General features: G+C 39.5%; 15 protein-coding genes. 10 read left to right on the top strand and 5 right to left on the bottom strand.

Annotated elements, in window-relative coordinates; translation table 11 throughout:
- Positions 1 to 48: 48 nt before the first annotated feature.
- Genes PSM_RS09605 through rlmM form a run of 4 tightly spaced genes read left to right on the top strand, consistent with a single transcriptional unit; the run spans position 49 to position 3,065 of the window.
- Positions 49 to 945 (top strand): transcriptional regulator GcvA, encoded by an 897-nt coding sequence (locus tag PSM_RS09605; RefSeq protein WP_013465321.1) that lies wholly within the window; start codon positions 49 to 51, stop codon positions 943 to 945.
- Positions 945 to 1,601 carry an alpha/beta family hydrolase gene (locus PSM_RS09600; RefSeq protein ID WP_013465320.1) on the top strand — a complete coding sequence of 219 codons (657 nt, stop codon included), beginning with the start codon at positions 945 to 947 and terminating at the stop codon, positions 1,599 to 1,601. The genes PSM_RS09605 and PSM_RS09600 overlap by 1 nt, the downstream gene beginning before the upstream one ends.
- Positions 1,594 to 1,962: a DUF423 domain-containing protein gene (locus PSM_RS09595; RefSeq protein ID WP_016900429.1), complete on the top strand. Its 369-nt coding sequence runs from the start codon at positions 1,594 to 1,596 to the stop codon at positions 1,960 to 1,962. Before PSM_RS09600 ends, PSM_RS09595 begins: the two co-directional genes overlap by 8 nt.
- A 17-nt stretch (positions 1,963 to 1,979) precedes the next feature.
- The gene (gene rlmM / locus PSM_RS09590) at positions 1,980 to 3,065 is read left to right on the top strand and encodes a 23S rRNA (cytidine(2498)-2'-O)-methyltransferase RlmM (protein WP_013465318.1); all 1,086 of its coding nucleotides are present in this window, start codon (positions 1,980 to 1,982) and stop codon (positions 3,063 to 3,065) included.
- A gap of 46 nt (positions 3,066 to 3,111) precedes the next feature.
- Here rlmM and cysZ read toward each other — a convergent pair whose 3' ends face one another.
- On the bottom strand, positions 3,112 to 3,822 hold the full coding sequence (gene cysZ, locus PSM_RS09585) for a sulfate transporter CysZ (protein WP_411737475.1): 711 nt from the start codon (positions 3,820 to 3,822) through the stop codon (positions 3,112 to 3,114).
- A 323-nt stretch (positions 3,823 to 4,145) separates the two neighbouring features.
- Here cysZ and PSM_RS09580 point away from each other — a divergent pair, with 323 nt between their 5' ends.
- Both PSM_RS09580 and PSM_RS09575 read left to right on the top strand, forming a co-directional pair.
- Positions 4,146 to 6,392: a putative bifunctional diguanylate cyclase/phosphodiesterase gene (locus tag PSM_RS09580; protein WP_013465315.1), complete on the top strand. Its 2,247-nt coding sequence runs from the start codon at positions 4,146 to 4,148 to the stop codon at positions 6,390 to 6,392.
- Between the two features lie 403 nt (positions 6,393 to 6,795).
- A complete protein-coding gene (locus PSM_RS09575) occupies positions 6,796 to 8,355 on the top strand; it encodes a BCCT family transporter (RefSeq protein ID WP_013465314.1) in 1,560 nt (519 codons plus the stop codon).
- Between the two features lie 179 nt (positions 8,356 to 8,534).
- Here the strand turns inward: PSM_RS09575 and PSM_RS09570 are convergent, their stop codons facing one another.
- Complete coding sequence (locus PSM_RS09570; protein ID WP_013465313.1) at positions 8,535 to 10,139, bottom strand: methyl-accepting chemotaxis protein; 1,605 nt, start codon at positions 10,137 to 10,139, stop codon at positions 8,535 to 8,537.
- A 202-nt stretch (positions 10,140 to 10,341) separates the two neighbouring features.
- Between PSM_RS09570 and PSM_RS09565 the strand changes: the two genes are divergently transcribed.
- From PSM_RS09565 to speB, 3 genes are all read left to right on the top strand, one after another.
- A complete protein-coding gene (locus tag PSM_RS09565; protein WP_013465312.1) occupies positions 10,342 to 10,800 on the top strand; it encodes a GNAT family N-acetyltransferase in 459 nt (152 codons plus the stop codon).
- A gap of 143 nt (positions 10,801 to 10,943) precedes the next feature.
- Positions 10,944 to 12,857, top strand: coding sequence for a biosynthetic arginine decarboxylase (gene speA / locus PSM_RS09560; protein WP_013465311.1), 1,914 nt, complete (start codon positions 10,944 to 10,946; stop codon positions 12,855 to 12,857).
- Positions 12,858 to 12,860: 3 nt separating this feature from the next.
- Positions 12,861 to 13,784 (top strand): agmatinase, encoded by a 924-nt coding sequence (speB, locus tag PSM_RS09555; protein ID WP_013465310.1) that lies wholly within the window; start codon positions 12,861 to 12,863, stop codon positions 13,782 to 13,784.
- A gap of 62 nt (positions 13,785 to 13,846) precedes the next feature.
- Here the strand turns inward: speB and PSM_RS09550 are convergent, their stop codons facing one another.
- From PSM_RS09550 to PSM_RS09540, 3 genes are read right to left on the bottom strand one after another with little or no spacing between them, the layout of a single operon-like run.
- A complete protein-coding gene (locus PSM_RS09550) occupies positions 13,847 to 14,140 on the bottom strand; it encodes a hypothetical protein (protein WP_013465309.1) in 294 nt (97 codons plus the stop codon).
- Positions 14,137 to 15,177: a M48 family metallopeptidase gene (locus tag PSM_RS09545; RefSeq protein ID WP_013465308.1), complete on the bottom strand. Its 1,041-nt coding sequence runs from the start codon at positions 15,175 to 15,177 to the stop codon at positions 14,137 to 14,139. Before PSM_RS09545 ends, PSM_RS09550 begins: the two co-directional genes overlap by 4 nt.
- Positions 15,177 to 16,265, bottom strand: coding sequence for a YjgN family protein (locus PSM_RS09540; protein WP_013465307.1), 1,089 nt, complete (start codon positions 16,263 to 16,265; stop codon positions 15,177 to 15,179). The genes PSM_RS09545 and PSM_RS09540 overlap by 1 nt, the downstream gene beginning before the upstream one ends.
- A gap of 172 nt (positions 16,266 to 16,437) precedes the next feature.
- On the opposite strand from PSM_RS09540, the gene PSM_RS09535 reads away from it, so the two are divergent.
- Complete coding sequence (locus PSM_RS09535; protein WP_013465306.1) at positions 16,438 to 17,169, top strand: TrmH family RNA methyltransferase; 732 nt, start codon at positions 16,438 to 16,440, stop codon at positions 17,167 to 17,169.
- The last annotated feature ends 20 nt before the right edge of the window (positions 17,170 to 17,189 follow it).

Genomic DNA, 17,189 nt, shown 5'->3' with positions numbered 1-17,189 from the left:
GGTATATAATTCACCGCATAAGAAAAACTAATTCTAAGCTTGGTTGCCATGTCAAGACGAGTTCCTCCATTAAACGCGCTGAAAGCTTTTGAAGCTGCAGCACGTCATTTAAGCTTTACTAAAGCCGCAGAAGAGTTGTATGTCACGCAAGCTGCGGTGAGTCATCAAATAAAAACGCTTGAAGAGCATTTAGGCTTAAAGCTGTTTTTACGTAAAAATCGCTCGTTATTATTAACCGAAGAAGGCCAAGGTTACTTTTTAGATATTAAAGAGATTTTTACTCAGCTAATAGATGCAACTGAAAAGCTATTAGCTCGTGGTGCCAAAGGCTCGTTAACCGTAAGTTTAACCCCCAGTTTTGCGATTCAATGGCTCATTCCTCGATTGAGCTTATTTAACGAATTACACCCAGAAATTGATGTGCGAATTAAAGCCCAAGATCAGGATGAAAACTCGTTAACAGACGATGTTGATATCTCAATTTATTATGGTCGCGGTCATTGGAGTGGGGTGCAAGCCTATAAACTGCACACTGAGTATTTAGTGCCGTTATGTAGCCCGTTACTGTTAAATGGCCCCAGAGCGCTTAACCAACCCAGTGATTTAGCAAACCATACCTTGCTACATGACACCACCCGTAAAAACTGGAAAACCTGGATGAAAACCGCCGGCGTACGTAATGTACAAGTTAACCAAGGACCTATATTTAGTCATTCTTCTATGGTGTTACAAGCTGCGGTACATGGCCAAGGTGTTGCAATTGGTAACAGCGTACTAGCAAAACCAGATATTGATGCAGGACGTTTAGTGATCCCGTTCAATCACAGTTTAGAGAGTAAAAATGCCTATTACTTAGTGATCCGTGAGTCACAAAATGAGTTAGGCAAAATTGTATCGTTTAAAGACTGGATGTTAAGTTTAGTTGAGCAGGAGCAAGAATATTAATGAGCATCGAATGGGTTAGAAGTAGTCAGCAACCGGCAATCGCACAGTTTATATTTGCTCATGGCGCAGGGGCTGGCAGTGATTCTGAGTTTATGCAAATCATGGCTAAACAACTCAGTGAGTACGGTATTGACGTTGGCTTGTTTGATTTTGAATATATGCAAATTGCTAAACAAACTAACAAACGTCGCCCACCAGAGCGAGCGCCTAAACTACTTACTTATTTTGAACATATAGTGACTCAAGCTGATGCAAATTTACCGCTATTTATAGGGGGTAAATCAATGGGCGGGCGCATGGCATCGATGCTTGCCTGTTCGACCTCTCATCCTGTTTTAGGTGTGCTTGCGTTTGGTTATCCGTTTCATCCTCCGGGCAAGCCAGAAAAACTGCGTACAGATCATTTTGCAGACATACCGTGTCCTTTTTTAGTATTACAGGGGGAAAGGGATACCTTTGGCACCCGCGAAGAGCTTGCCACAATGGCCATGCCAAAGCAGCCAAAGTATGTATGGTTAACGGATGGTGACCACTCACTAAAACCGCGTAAAAAAAGTGGCGTGACTGAGCAACAAAACCTGAATGCTGCGGCAATACAGGCAGCAAGCTTTATAAAGAATACGCTTGAAAATTTAAAAGAGGATAAACATGATTAAACTATTTTTATTAGCAGGCAGCTTTTTTTGCATGCTTTCAGTGATACTGGGCGCATTTGCTGCTCATGGTCTGAAAAGTCGTTTATCAGAGTACTCCATTGGTATTTTTAAAACCGCCGCTGAGTATCAAATGGTGCATGGGCTGGCGTTAATTGCAGTGGCTATTTTAATTAAGTGGGGTATGCACCTCAGTATGGCGGGTGGTTTTTTTATTGCCGGTACGTTGTTATTTAGTGGCAGCTTATACTTATTGGCTTTAACAGGGTTGAAGTGGCTGGGCCCAATTACCCCATTGGGTGGGCTGTGCTTTATTATTGGTTGGATAGTTATTTTAGTGCAAGTTGCACGATTTAAGTTTTAAAGAGTTTAAGGGTTAATATGTCTAGTGTTGTGATTTACTGTCGTAGTGGTTTTGAAAACGATGCCGCTGCTGAAATAACGTTTCACGCTGCCGAACAAGGATTTGCTGGGTATGTAAAAGCAAAACCAAATACCGGTTATGTTATTTATGAATGTTTTGAAGCGCAGCACAGCGACGAAATAATCAAAAAAGTTGATTTTAAAAATATGGTGTTTGCACGCCAATGGTTTGCCGGTAACCTAATTGAAAATATGCCCGTAGAAGATAGAGTAGGCGCTATTGTAGATGCCGCAAAAGATTTTACTTTGTGTTCTGAGCTTCGTGTCGAAACACCCGATACCAACGAGGGCAAAGAGTTACTGACTTTTTGTAAAAAAATATCGACCCCGCTTAAAAAAGCCCTCGAGAAACAAAACACTGTATTGCGTAAGCCAAAAGCAAATCGCCCAGTAATGCATGTGCTGTTTTTAGCTAATAATACTGCGTATGTGGGTTACTCATATAGTTATAACAACTCTCCTTTTTTTATGGGGATCTTACGTTTACGTATGCCAAGCGATGGCCCAAGTCGTTCAACGCTTAAGTTAGATGAAGCGTTTAATGTGTTTATTCCTGAGCAACAGCGTGAGTCACGCGTACAAGCTGGAATGCGCAGCGTTGATTTAGGTGCATGCCCAGGTGGCTGGACTTATCAGTTAGTTCGCCGTGGTATGTTTGTTAGCGCGATAGATAACGGCCCAATGAACGAAAGTTTAATGGAAACGGGTCAGGTAAAGCATTTTAGAGAAGATGGTTTTAAATACCGTCCAGAAAAAAGAAACATCACTTGGTTGGTTTGCGATATGGTAGAAAAGCCGACTAAAGTGACTAACTTGATGATTGACTGGGCAGTAAATGCTTATGCAAAAGAGCTTATTTTTAATCTGAAATTACCGATGAAAAAACGCTTTGATAGTGTGTATGAATGTTTAAAAATGATCAGAGAAGAAATGGCGAAGTACGGTATAAGCTATGAACTTCAAGCTAAGCATTTATACCATGATCGTGAAGAAGTAACGGTGCACTTAAATGTCACTAAAGTGCCACAGAGCTTATATAGTTAATCTACTAGCGAGTATAAAAAATGGGCCAAGTGGCCCATTTTTTATTTTAACTACGGTATTGTGGTCGGTAATTTTCAACCCATAATCGTGTGGCACCACATACCGCCACAGGCATAACAATTAAATTTACAAATGGGATAGCGGTTAGCAGCATCACGGCAAAGCCAAACCCATAAGATAACCCTTGTTTGCTTTTTAAGTCATTTTTCATTTGTGTAAAGCTAATTTTGTGATTATCAAAAGCATAATCTTTATATTGCACCGCATACATCCAGCAGGTAAAAAGCACCCATAGCATTTGGCCTATTACAGGTAGTACCCACAATAAAATAAAAAAGCCGATAGCGCGTGGGAGGTAGTAGCAAAGCTTAGTCCATTCCCGGCCCAGCATTCGCGGAACATCTTTGACTAAATCAGCTAATCCGTCGTCGTTAATTTTTTGACCAGTTAAATACAACTCGACTTTTTCACTTAAAAGGCCATTAAAAGGTGCGGCGATAAAGTTAGTAATAACGGTAAATAACATACTGTAACTAAACAGCACCACCAGCACAGCAATTGGCCACATTAACCATTCGAGCCAACTTAGCCATTCTGGGAGCATGGCGTTTACGGCATTAAAGCCATCACTAAGCCAGCCAAATAAAAAGAATAAGGAGCTACCAAATAATAAAATATTAATAAGTAGGGGTATAAGTACAAAGCGTTTTAGCCCTTTTTGACTAATTAACTTAAACCCTGAAAAAAAATATTCCATACCTTGTGTTATTTGCACACTAACCTCATCGATTATTTATGTTTTAGCTATTATAAATAGCTTGATGATTTTAAACAGTACTTTTAAGTAACAAAGTATTTAATAAAGGGTATTTACAGATGGTATGTAAATAAATGATTTGTTGATAAGTACATTTCAAATCGCCACCTTGTATTGAATGGCAAGCGCTCGTGAAATAGACGAAAATAGCATAGATGCTGATTTCAATATTATGTATAGTCAAAAGACTATAATAAATTATTATAAACAGGCCCTAAAATAGAGCGACGCATTTAGCGTTAGTGATTGTTGAGGAATATAATTTGATTGAAATAATGAGAGTCAGAAAGCTGCTTTCTCAGCAACAAAGTATATTATCGAAAATAGCACTCGGTGCGCCACTTGATGAGGTACTGGAAAATATTTGTTTATCTATTGAGGAGCTTATTGAAGACTCCTCTGCAAAGTGCTCTATATTAACGCTCAAAGGAGAGCAGCTATTTCATAGCGCGGCACCTAATATTGCACAGGGTTACTGCCAAGCAATTAATGGTGTGAAAATAGGGCCAACTGTCGGTTCATGCGGTACTGCAGCCTATGAAAAAAAACGCATTATAGCCGCAGATATTTCAACATCGCCATTATGGGATGATTATAGAGCATTGGCGTTAAGTTATGGTTTAAGGTCATGTTGGTCTACCCCCATTATTTCAACAAAATCAGACATATTAGGCACTTTTGCAATTTATCATGACAGCGCAAAGTCACCGACACCACAAGATTTAGAATTAATAGATTTTTTTGTTGATTTCACCAGTATTGCTCTTGAAAAGCACACCGAGTCACTAAGATTAAACGCGTTGCTTTTTGAATTACAGCAAAGTAATGAAAAGTTTAAAGCCTTTACAAAAGTGCTTCCTGATCTAACCCTCATTTTGAGTGAAGAGGGGGAGTATACCAATGTTTACGGCACAGCTAATGAAAGTTTATATTTAAGCCAAGAGCACGTTATTAATCAAAATGTCAGAGATATTATGCCTCCTGAAGATGCAAATCCTATTCTGGCGGTGATTGACAAAACGTTGCAAACTAATGAAGTTCAAGTGTTTGAATATCAGCTCAATATAAAAGGTAAGCAGCTTACATTTGAAGGGCGAACAGCTCCCCTTGAAAGTTACCAGCCTACTAACCCGTCACTGAGACATGTGGTGTGGATGGCCAGAGATATCTCTAATCGCAAAGCTGCCGAAGAAGAAGTACAACGGTTAGCATTTTTCGATCCGCTCACTAACCTTCCTAATCGCAGAATGCTCAATGATAGGCTCAGTATGTATGTGGAGCGAATTAAGCAGTCTCATCATTCTGGCGCACTCTTATTTTTAGATTTAGATAATTTTAAACGCATAAATGACTCACTAGGTCATAATGCAGGCGATGAAATACTGGTTGAGTTATCACAACGATTAACAGCTATTTTGAACCCGGCAGATACCCTCGCACGAGTCGGTGGTGATGAATTTATTATTCTTATCGAGCATGTCGGTGATAGCCACATGCAAGCTAATAGTGAATCTGAGTTGATTGCTAAAAAAGTACAAAGTGTCTTTTATGAAAAATTTGAAGTGGGCGATTTAGCGTTTCAGGTCAGTTGTAGTATTGGTATTTGTTTGATTAACACGAGCAATGCCATAACCGCTAATATTTTAAAATTTGCAGATACCGCTATGTATCGCTCTAAAATGAAAGGCGGTAATAGTAGTAGCTTTTACGACCCCGCACTGCAAACCTTACTGGAAAATCAAACTGAGCTTGAAACTGACATTGTTAGGGCTATCGCGTGCGATGAGTTTTGTGCTTATTTTCAGCCACAATTAGCAATTGATGGAACCCTTGTGGGTGCTGAGGCATTAATAAGGTGGAATCATCCAACCAAAGGACTTATCCCCCCTAATGCATTTATTCCAATTGCCGAGCAATTTGGCTTAATTCAAAAGTTACAAAATATTGTATTAAGAGATATTTGTATTTTACTTGAAACACTTCGAGATAATAACTTACTCGATGACAGTTTTAGCGTATCAATTAACATTAGCCAGTGTCAGTTTAATTCATCCACTTTAAAAGGTGAGCTATTTAAAGCAATTGAAGCGTTTGACGTCTCGCCAACTCGAATTAAATTAGAGATCACTGAATCAATGTTAGCGGGTGACTTGATGGGGACCGTAAAGCAAATGGAAGAATTAAAATCGCAGGGATTTGTGTTTTCAATTGATGACTTTGGTACGGGCTACTCGTGTTTAAAACATTTAAGCGTGTTTCCTATTGATGAGTTAAAAATTGATAAAAGCTTTATTGATAAAGTGCTCAATAGCGCATCGGGTCAAAGTATTGTGCAATCTATTATTGGCTTAGGTCATAGCTTAAATATTAACATTGTGGCCGAAGGGGTCGAAAGTGCTGAGCAACTAACAATATTAAAGTCGATGGGCGTGAATGCAGTGCAAGGTTATTTATTTGCAAAACCATTAACCCACAGCAACTATTTAACATGGCATAAACAGCATCAATAACCCTGTATTTATCACTAACAGAGCGACAGGTTTAGTTGCCCTAATCGATAAGCCGCGTTGTTTGCGTACCCACTGCGCAGCAACGTTTAATAACGTACCGCGCTTTTGCTAAAGCAAAAATGTATATTTTTTGTTTGTTTGATACCGTGATGTAATTTATCTTTTATTATTGTGTAACTACTACACAAATCATTCCTGAGGCATTGGTTTAGCGTTTTTAACGCGTTAAACTAGTAAGGAATTGGCAATAAGTCTACTTGTTGTGACATTACCTAGACGTGAACATGACAAGTACTTAAAACTCGCTTTTGAGTTGCTTTGTCGTTTGTTGAAACTAGGGTTTAGTGTGATGTCATGGTGTGTCGCTATGTCGGTAACTTTAAAGAACCATTAGGAGCGATAAATGAATACCACTAAAGCAACTTTAAAGTCGGGTGAAACACATTCTTCCCGAGTTAAGTTTCTGGATGGGGTTGATATACCCGTATTTTTAATCAGTGGCGGTATATTAGTTTTATTTGCCGCGCTGGCACTTTACGACATTAAACTGATGTCTGATTGGATAAATACGGCCTTTGCCTTCTCAACCAAAATATTTGGCGCCTTTTGGCAAGTCCTACTTTTATTAACCTTTGTGATTGGCATTTTCTTAGCTATCGGCCGCACTGGCTCAGTGGTACTGGGTGGCTTAAAAACCCCTGAAATTTCTACCTTTAAGTGGATAAGTATTATTATGTGTACTTTGCTTGCTGGTGGCGGCGTATTTTGGGCCGCAGCAGAGCCAATGGCACATTTTATTTCTCCGCCACCGCTATTTGGTGGTGAAACAGGCACTAACGATGCCGCCTACAACGCACTTGCACAAAGCTTTATGCACTGGGGATTTTTAGCCTGGGCTATATTAGGCAGCTTAACGGGCATTGTTTATATGCATCTTCATTACGAAAAAGGCTTACCGCTTAAACCTCGTACTTTGCTTTATCCCGTATTTGGCGATCGTGTTATGAAAGGGGCGCTTGGTACAATTGTTGATGCATGTTGTGTACTCGCTGTGGTTGCTGGCACTGTAGGTCCCATTGGTTTTTTAGGCTTACAGGTGAGTTTTGGCCTAGATAAATTGTTTGGCATTCCTGACACATACACCACACAAGTAGTTATTTTATTTAGTTTAATTGGCATTTACACACTTTCAGCGGTAAGTGGCGTTACTAAAGGTATTCAGCTGTTAAGTCGTTTTAATGTTGTATTGGCTGTAGTGCTGATGTTGTTTATATTCCTGATGGGGCCCACTGCGTTTATTATTGATAGCTACATTCAATCGTTTGGCTTGTACTTAGATAACTTTATACCTATGGCTACGTTTCGTGCCGATAAACCATGGTTAGACTGGTGGACCGTATTCTTTTGGGGCTGGTTTTTAGGTTATGGCCCTTTAATGGCGATGTTTGTTGCGCGTATATCGCGTGGCCGAACTATCCGTGAAATGATTTTACTCATCTCTGTGGTTGCGCCAGTGATCACCTGCTTTTGGTTTACCATTGTGGGTGGCTCAGGCATATTTTTTGAGTTAAATAATCCAGGTGTTATATCAGAACCTTTCGCAGGGCTTAATTTACCAGCGGCATTGTTAGCCATTACTGAGCAGTTACCCATGGGGTTTGTTGTGTCGGTATTATTTTTAGTGCTGACCACTATTTTTGTGGCAACAACCGGTGACTCAATGACGTACTCGGTATCTATGGTGATGACCGGTACCGATCATCCGCAAACATCAATTCGTGTGTTTTGGGGAGTTATGATGGGGGTAATGGCTGCATTACTCATCTCAATTGGCGAGGGCGGAATTTCAGCGCTACAGTCCTTTATTGTGGTGACCGCGGTGCCAGTTTCCTTTGTGTTACTACCGTCACTGTGGACAGCACCACAAATAGTTAAAAAAATGGCAGATGAGCAAGGGCTCTAATAGCACATAAAAAAGGCGCTCGTTAGCGCCTTTTTCTATTTTATACATCACTTAAATTTTAACAAAAAACAGCCACATTTCTTCAGGCCACAGAGACTCTACCGGATTAAAATAATTCACTAACAAACAGTTTAATTTGTTGATTGAGCAAGTTTGTTAAGTTTTTTCAAACTATTTAATTATTTTAAAAATGAAGCCAGCTCGTCAACGTGCGTTTGAGTTTCATTTATTAAAAGTCCAATTTGTGCCGCTGCTTCGTTTGATGTTTTGGCAAGGTTACGTACTTCGTCAGCAACCACGGCAAAACCTCGTCCAGCTTCACCAGCTCTCGCAGCTTCAATGGCCGCATTAAGAGCAAGTAAATTAGTTTGATCTGCCACGGCATTGATGGTGGTGACCGTAGTTTGAATTTTCCCTAATACGGTTGACATTGATTGATGCGTTCCAGTAACCAATTTGTTTCTAGAAGAGACATTACTACCAAATACAACGTATTTAGAAACCTTACCGTTTAAATCGGTAATAGAAGAAATAATGCAATCTAGCGTTACGTCTTCATTTTGATGCGTCAATGACATCATTACTTCAGTCGGCTTGCCTTGGTTGAGTATTTGAATACGTGAAGCGTCTAAATGATCCCTTAAATTACCAAACACACTCGCTATGTTTGAGCCCTCAGATATGTTTAATTGCTTTTTGGTATACTCATTGGCAGATAGGAACTGGCCATCTTCATTAAACTCAATCACAGCCGAGTGGCTACTTATTGCATCTTTTTGGTTTATTTGTTCAAGTACTTGGCGCTTAATTTCGCGAATATCTGAACTGACGCCCACAAACCCTGTGTGCTGGCCATTATCATCAAATGTTGGGTTTACCGACAGAACAATCCAATATGGCACACCATTTTTATCAAAATTTAGTATTTCTTCATAAAATGGTTGTTTGTTTTTAAGGTTTTTTGAAATCCGCTTAACGGTTTCTTTGTCTGTTTGTTCTCCCTGCAAGAAATTGCCTGGTTTTTTGCCTTTTACTTCTGCAAGTGTATAACCTGAAAGTACTTCAAAGCCAGGGTTAACATATTCTACTAAGCCATCTTTATTGGTAATAAGTACACTAGTACTGGTATTGCTGACCACTTTAGATAACAGTTCAAATTGCTTATAGTCTTCAACTTGTGATTGTTTTGATAATATAAATGCAGACAACAAGGTATTATTGAAGTTAAAAGTAGTGTGGGCAAGATTATAATAAATATTGTCTTTTACAGATAAACACAGTGAACCGTGTTCGCTATTTAAAGCATCTTGTAAAACGTTTAGCAATTTAGTGTTTTCTTTGGGCAGTAGTGCAGCGTCGGCACTGTTCGACGTATCTAAATTATTCGCAACAAGCTTTGAGTTATCATCGAAGACTGCATAGATATCTTCACCTAAACTCAGAAGTGTTTGCCAAGCTTGCTCATCTAACACTCTTATCGGCTCAGGTTTAAATACATGGAGCGAGCATGTATCAAGCTCTTTTAATGTAAGCGGGCTAATGTGTTGGGTTAAAAACAAGTTATTTCCACAAGCAATGGTTTTGCTTGTTGGATTATAACGTTTATTTAAATAAGTTAATGTATTAGTGTCATTAGTTTGGTTAAGTGTCTTACTTAGCGATGTAAACTCGTCATTCCCTGCAATAACAGTGTTGTCGTTGTTAACGATAATCGCAGCTGCTTCGTGTGTACTAACTAGCTGTTTTGCAAACGCCTGTTTTCTTTTTTTTGGGCTAAACCACATTATTTATTCCTAATTTACACTCTAATTGATTGCATTATACGCCCGTCATAGTACATCTAGGTCAAACTATTGTTTTTTATTTTGCAATAATAATTTTGTGTCGGTATTTTTTAAAAGTAATGACATAAAACATAGTTATTGTTCATTTGTTACAATGCGTTATAGTTTGCTAACAAATAAGAAAATAAATTAGAGATAACCTATGCAGTTAATAGATTTAACCCCTGATGATCCCGATGTGATTAATGTTTTTTCTGATATCGACAGACTTATTAATTCTTTATATCCAGTAGCGACAGCACAGTCATTGTCTGTTAGTCAATTGGGTCAACCCAATGTCTATGCAATAGGCTTGAAAAATGAAGAGGGGATTATTGCTTGTGGGGCGATTGTTATGCAGTTTGATACCCAGCCCTATGGTGAGATACGCCGTTTATATGTCAAACCTAGTTATCGCGGAAAAGGCTTATCGCGCCGTATTATGCAAATATTATTACACCATGCTGGCGAAGAAGAAATCCCAATCATAAAGCTAGAAACAGGGCCAAAGCAAAGACAATCAATCCATCTTTACGAGAATTTAGGGTTTGTACAATGTGCCCCTTTTGGTGAATACACAGAAAACCCGAACAGCCTATTTATGGAGCTTGCGCTCAGCTAATAATACGCTATTTACTGTTTTTCTTTATCAATTTTAATCCTCACTCGTTACGAGTAGAAATACTTGTTGGACATGAATCGCTATTTTTCTTTTAATGCGCGCAACTAGCCGGTTTGGCATTCATAAATAAAAGAGAAAGATAAATGAAAGAGACAACATCACTTGAACAAGCTCGTACGAGCTACAACGTTCGTCATTGGAGCCAAGGTTTTTTTGGTATTAATGATCAAGGTGATGTGTATGTTGCGCCCAAGGCTGATGCCCCACAGCAAACCATTGCATTAACAGACATTGCTAAGCAGCTTGAAGAAAAAGGCTTAAGTTTGCCGGCGTTAGTTCGCTTTCCACAAATTTTACATCATCGCGTGCATAGCTTATGTGGTGCATTTAATACTGCTATAGAAAGCTATGGTTACCCAAAAGACTATTTATTAGTTTACCCAATTAAAGTTAACCAACAACGCGAAGTAGTTGAAGAAATTGTTGCCAGCCAAGCACAAGTAGAAAAAAAACAGCTGGGTTTAGAAGCAGGCAGCAAGCCAGAGTTATTAACCGTATTAGCGTTGGCTGAAAAAACCAGTGCGGTGATTGTGTGTAATGGCTACAAAGATAAAGAATATGTGCGTTTAGCGTTGATTGGCGAAAAGCTGGGCCATAAAGTGTATATCGTACTTGAGAAACTGTCTGAGCTGGATATGGTACTTAGCCAAGCTAAAGAATTAAATGTAAAACCACGCATTGGTATTCGTGTGCGTTTAGCATCGCAAGGCAAAGGTAAGTGGCAAGCCAGTGGCGGAGAAAAATCTAAGTTTGGTTTATCTGCTTCTCAAGTGCTGTATGTAGTAAACCGTTTAAAAGAAACAGATCAGCTAGATTTAGTCCAACTGGTGCATTTTCACTTAGGTTCGCAAATGGCCAACATTCGTGATGTGCGCTTAGGTGTAAGCGAGGCTGCGCGTTTTTATTGTGAATTACGTAAGTTGGGTGCACACATAGAGTGTCTTGATGTAGGCGGCGGTTTAGCGGTTGATTACGACGGCACGCGCAGTCAATCACACAACTCAATGAATTACAGTTTAGCTGAATACGCAAATAATATTGTGTACACCATCGGTGATATTTGTAAGCAGTATGAACAGCCTTTCCCTACCATTATTTCAGAGTCGGGAAGAGCATTAACGGCGCATCATGCAGTGCTTATTTCCAATGTAATTGGCACCGAAACGTATACACCAGAAGAAATAGAAGCACCAGCTGACGAAGCGCCGCAGCTACTTAAAAATATGTGGACGTCATGGCAACAACTCCATGTGCTTACTGATGACCGTGCATTAATTGAAATTTTTCACGACAGCCAAGGTGATTTAGCCGAAGCGCATAGTCAGTTTGCGATGGGATTATTAGATTTAACCCAGCGTGCATGGGCAGAGCAAATAAACTTACGCGTTTGTTATGAACTCAATAAATTAATGGATAACAAAAACCGTTTTCATCGACCGATTATAGATGACCTAAATGCGCGTTTAGCGGACAAGTTTTTTGTAAATTTCTCATTGTTTCAGTCATTGCCAGACGCGTGGGGAATTGATCAAGTGTTTCCAGTATTGCCATTAAGTGGTTTAACGCAAGCACCGCAAAAGCGCGCGGTATTATTGGATATTACTTGTGACTCAGATGGCGCTTTAGAGCATTATGTAGATGGCCAAGGTATTGAAAGTACGTTACCAGTACCTGAATACTCAGCCGATAAACCGTATTTAATGGGATTTTTCTTGGTGGGTGCCTATCAAGAGATTTTAGGCGATATGCATAACTTATTTGGTGATACGCACAGTGCTATTGTCAATATGGATGAGCAAGGTGTTGCCAGCATTACAGAAATTAATCTCGGTGATACTGTTGCTGACATGATGCGTTATGTACATTTAGATGTTGAAGGTTTTCAGCAGTCTTATGCGCAGTTAGTCAGCGCAAAAATTGCAGTAGATGAACAGCAAAGCGTCCTCGACGAATTGCAAAGCGGCCTTGACGGCTACACTTATTTAGAAGAGTTATAAGCAATGTCTAGCTTGTTTGGTCATGTTGACCACTCATTATACTCAAATGGGATGACGTTTTTACGTCGTCCTATGGTACAAAATATTAACGCCATAGACGCCGATGTAGTAGTACTAGGTTTACCGTTTGATTTAGCCACCTCTGGGCGCCCTGGTGCCCGCTTGGGGCCAGATGCAATTCGCAGAGCGTCGGTGCATTTAGCATGGGAAGATACTAAATATCCGTGGACGTTTCCTTTGTTTGAACGGCTAAAAGTAGCGGATGCTGGCGATTTTACCTATCCGGTAGGCGATCCTGAGTATTTTACTGCCCAGCTAGAAATGGCGGCAGAGCAAATACTTCGCCAAGGTAAAACATTATTAGGCTTAGGTGGCGATCATTTCGTAACGTTACCGCTATTGCGCGCACATGCAAAAATTCATGGCAAAATGGCGTTAGTGCATTTCGATGCGCACACCGATACCTATAGCAATGGATCGCGTTTTGATCACGGTACTATGTTTTATCATGCGCCAATGGAAGGGTTGATTGATGTTAATCACAGTATTCAGCTCGGTATTCGTACCGATTTTGATCAAAGCAAGCATGAGTTTGCAGTGATTGATGCTATGCAGGCCAATGATCTTCATGCGAATGATATTGCAGCGCAGATTATTGAGCGAGTGGGCGATTTACCGGTTTACTTAACCTTTGATATAGATTGTTTAGACCCTGCCTTTGCGCCAGGTACAGGTACACCAGTATGTGGTGGTTTAACTTCTGATAAAGTGCTGAAAATTTTACGTGCACTCAAAGGCATTAATATGGTGGGTATGGATGTAGTTGAAGTATCGCCTTCTTATGACCAAAGTGAGCTCACCGCCATTGCCGCAGCAACGATTGCCAGTGAATTATTGCATTTGTGGGCACTTAAGCATAAATATTAGTATGTTTTAATGCAGCTCAAAAAAGCGCCAATTTGGCGCTTTTTTGTATAAAAATAAGAGTACTATGAAAACTGCATATTGTGCTTTTTAGCATAAATAAAAAACACCGGAATTTCGATTATTACGTAAGTTAAAAAAGTAAACCAAAACCAATTAACTTCAAATAGTAACCAGCTAAATTGCACGCCCGAGTTGTAATAAAGGCGAGATGCAATTAATAGCGTAATGCCTGTTGCAAATAAATCTTGTACCGATACCTTTTTAAAGCTGCTGCCTGCAAAGCGCGGATAAATAAACCCGTAGCCAAGCGTTATCATAATGATGACTAATAACAATAAATTCAGTTCAGGGGTCATAGTGGTTTATATTGCCTCGCATATTCTATTCGCTCTTGAGAGCTTGGGTGTGTTGATAAATACTTTAACCAAGTATCATCAAGGGTCGCCTCTTGTGCTTTTAAATTATTTTCCAGTGCTTCAATTGCATCAGCAAAGTCGTGGTTAGAATATCCTAATTTTAAAAGATTTTTAATAGCATATTCATCGGCCTCTTGTTCCATATCTCGTGAAAACGCTTGTTGTAAAAAAGATGAACCAGAGCCAAGCACGACCTCTAATATCCCTTCTAAATCACCAAAAATAACTGCAAATACAACGGTGCTCGCTGCAGCTTGTGCTGCAAGGCGAATGCTGTGATGGTGTTGAACATGACCAATTTCATGAAGTAAAATAGCACGCAGGGCATCAGGTTCATTCTTTAATAGCTCAACAAGTTCGTCAGTCACAACAACCCGCCCATTAGGAAGAGCAAACGCATTAACTGAAAAATAATCTGACTGATAAAAAGAGAGTCTAAATTTTGTACTGTCTAAATTGAGTGAGTTAAGCATTAAACGCCATTGTTGCTGTATTTCTGATTGCTTATTAGTAGAAAGTTGAGAAGGTTCTAATGCGACTTTTTCTATCACACTGAGCGTTTGCTTTCCCATAGTTTCAATTGTCGAGGCAGGTGCTAAGTTAACGCTATATACGGCTACTGATGGTATTAAGCGGTATAAAATTAACCAAAGCAATAGGGGAATTAGCAGCACGGATGCAACAATAAGAATCTTATTTTTTTCTAAGCGTTCACTTAGTCCATGCTTTTTAAGCGCGAATGGCCATCTAAATTCTACATCTTGAGGAACAAATCGCCCACCATCAGCAAAATTTAACTCTGATGCCATGCCCGGTAACGGACTATCAAGTTGGCAATCGTCTAAAGTTGATGAAAGTAACGTCGTATTCTCAGAGTCAACAAGCGTTATTTGCTCATGGGAAAGGTATGCGTAGCTTTTAATATATTGGCTGCTATTAGGGTAATAATAACAGCCAAAAATAGGATAATTACTCATTAGGTGAGTGAAATATCAATATCAAACACATTAGCAGCTTCTTCAGCAAATGATGACTGCTCATTTTGTGCAACATCAATCAACGAAAGTGCGCCGCTATAAATAGTGACTTCTGTAACTGATGCTAATAGCTTTGCTCTGCGTATTTTAGCCCAAGGGTAGGCAAGTCCTAAGGTAAATATAATTGCCAGTACATTGGTAAATAGTAAGATGGCATAGTCAATGGCTTTTAAGTTCGAATCAAAGGTAGCGACTTCTGTAAATTCACTGTTATTAAAAATATGATTTCGAATAAGCGAATGATAAACAGCGCCTACCAGTGTTAAAAACGCAACATACAACGCAGCAATTAATAGCGGCACTACAATTGTCGAAAGGCTAAAGTTTTGTGTGTTTAAGTTATCGATCGTTAAGGCACTTGCACCAGCAAAGAAGCCAAAAATAACTAAGCCACCTATTGCAACTCCCAGGGTAATAAGTGCTGCGATGTAATAGCGTTCGCCCTGAAGATTTACTGTAAGTGGTTTATTTCCATAGCTGATGTTTTCATGCATATATTGATCAATTCGCTTTAATACATACGGCAGTAATAGGTGTAATGTGAATACACTTGCAATAGGCAATAAAACAAAGTTAATAAATGCATCGCCGTAATTACCTGAAAAAGCAAAGCGTACATTACGATGGCGGGTCATACGCATGTTAAAGCGCAAACCTTGGTTAATGATCCATGGCAACAAAAATAAAAAACCAATAGCAAATAAAAGGCCTATCGCCGGTGCGAGGCTGCTTAGTATGGTGTAAATTAAAAACACGATTACCGCTAAAATGCGGCCTTTTAGAATTTGTATAGGAGTGGCTAGGTAGTCAAAGCTATGACCGTCGATACGCGTATGACCGTAAAAATAACGGTAGGTGCGTACTTTTGCCCATGCAGAATAAATTCCTAAAGTAATAATACTTAGCAGTATATTGACACTCCATATGCCAAAAAATTCGCCGCTTTTGCCGCTAAATTGTACTTTACCGCTAAAAATAGAGGAGGGTGTTTGGTTTGACTCAGATGAAGTTGGGTGTATTGATTCCATTTAAAAAAAGTCCTTGTAATTTTTTGTAAATTTACCCTTTTTAGAGAATAAAAACAATCTTTATGATTAGCTAGCTTATTGTAAGTAGGCTAATTTTATTGCTTTTGCTGTTTATAGGGCTGCACTTTAAGTCTCCTCTGGTATACTGTGCAGATAATTTAACGGGGCTGACATGATTTCAAAAAACCAACTTAAACTAATTCGCCAGCTTGGCCAAAAGAAGTACCGCAAGCAACTTAATCAATACCTTGTACAAGGCGAAAAAAATGTACTGGAGTTATTAAATAGCCCATTAAAAGTAACCGATGTGTTTGCAACGCAAAACTTTATTGATAATAACCAAAGCGCATACCCTCAAACGCATTTTATTACAGCAGATGAAGAGCAGTTAACAAAGGTAAGTACTTTAGTCAGTAATAATGCGGCGATTGCCATTGTTGATATGCCAAGTACCACATTACCCGATGAAAACAGCTTAATATTGGCCTTAGATGGAGTGTCTGATCCGGGTAATTTAGGTACCATCATTCGCGTGGCTGATTGGTACGGCATAAAACACATTGTTGCCAGCACCGACAGTGCCGATCCGTATAACCCAAAAACAATTAGTGCCACTATGGGGTCATTTGTTCGTGTATCGGTAAGCCAAGTTGATTTACCTAGCTATTTAACATCTTTGGATGTGCCTATTTATGGTGCATTTTTAGAGGGCGAGAATGTCCATCATTGCCAGTTTGCTGGGAAAGGGGTGTTATTAATGGGCAGCGAGTCACATGGTATACGTCAGCAGTGTGCCGCGCTGGTAACAAATAAAATTACCATCCCTGCCTTTGGTGGCGCTGAATCACTTAATGTGGCAATGGCAACGGGCATTATTTTAGATAACTTTAAACGCCAAGCTTAACCTTTTGCCTAAAAATAGGT

Origin of the sequence: Pseudoalteromonas sp. SM9913, from assembly GCF_000184065.1 — a bacterium.
In the GTDB taxonomy this organism is placed as follows: domain Bacteria; phylum Pseudomonadota; class Gammaproteobacteria; order Enterobacterales; family Alteromonadaceae; genus Pseudoalteromonas; species Pseudoalteromonas tetraodonis.
The sequence above is the reverse complement of the archived record's forward strand: the minus strand, read 5'-3'. Positions and strand labels throughout refer to the sequence as shown.

Excerpts from the sequence above, each read along its gene's own strand:
- cysZ (WP_411737475.1), bottom strand. The coding sequence starts at position 3,822 with ATGGAATATTTTTTTTCAGGGTTTAAGTTAATTAGTCAAAAAGGGCTA.
- PSM_RS09545 (WP_013465308.1), bottom strand. The coding sequence starts at position 15,177 with ATGAGTAATTATCCTATTTTTGGCTGTTATTATTACCCTAATAGCAGC.
- PSM_RS09570 (WP_013465313.1), bottom strand. The coding sequence starts at position 10,139 with ATGTGGTTTAGCCCAAAAAAAAGAAAACAGGCGTTTGCAAAACAGCTA.
- PSM_RS09540 (WP_013465307.1), bottom strand. The coding sequence starts at position 16,265 with ATGGAATCAATACACCCAACTTCATCTGAGTCAAACCAAACACCCTCC.
- speB (WP_013465310.1), top strand. The coding sequence starts at position 12,861 with ATGTCTAGCTTGTTTGGTCATGTTGACCACTCATTATACTCAAATGGG.
- PSM_RS09600 (WP_013465320.1), top strand. The coding sequence starts at position 945 with ATGAGCATCGAATGGGTTAGAAGTAGTCAGCAACCGGCAATCGCACAG.
- PSM_RS09535 (WP_013465306.1), top strand. The coding sequence starts at position 16,438 with ATGATTTCAAAAAACCAACTTAAACTAATTCGCCAGCTTGGCCAAAAG.
- PSM_RS09575 (WP_013465314.1), top strand. The coding sequence starts at position 6,796 with ATGAATACCACTAAAGCAACTTTAAAGTCGGGTGAAACACATTCTTCC.
- speA (WP_013465311.1), top strand. The coding sequence starts at position 10,944 with ATGAAAGAGACAACATCACTTGAACAAGCTCGTACGAGCTACAACGTT.
- PSM_RS09565 (WP_013465312.1), top strand. The coding sequence starts at position 10,342 with ATGCAGTTAATAGATTTAACCCCTGATGATCCCGATGTGATTAATGTT.
- PSM_RS09595 (WP_016900429.1), top strand. The coding sequence starts at position 1,594 with ATGATTAAACTATTTTTATTAGCAGGCAGCTTTTTTTGCATGCTTTCA.
- PSM_RS09550 (WP_013465309.1), bottom strand. The coding sequence starts at position 14,140 with ATGACCCCTGAACTGAATTTATTGTTATTAGTCATCATTATGATAACG.
- rlmM (WP_013465318.1), top strand. The coding sequence starts at position 1,980 with ATGTCTAGTGTTGTGATTTACTGTCGTAGTGGTTTTGAAAACGATGCC.
- PSM_RS09605 (WP_013465321.1), top strand. The coding sequence starts at position 49 with ATGTCAAGACGAGTTCCTCCATTAAACGCGCTGAAAGCTTTTGAAGCT.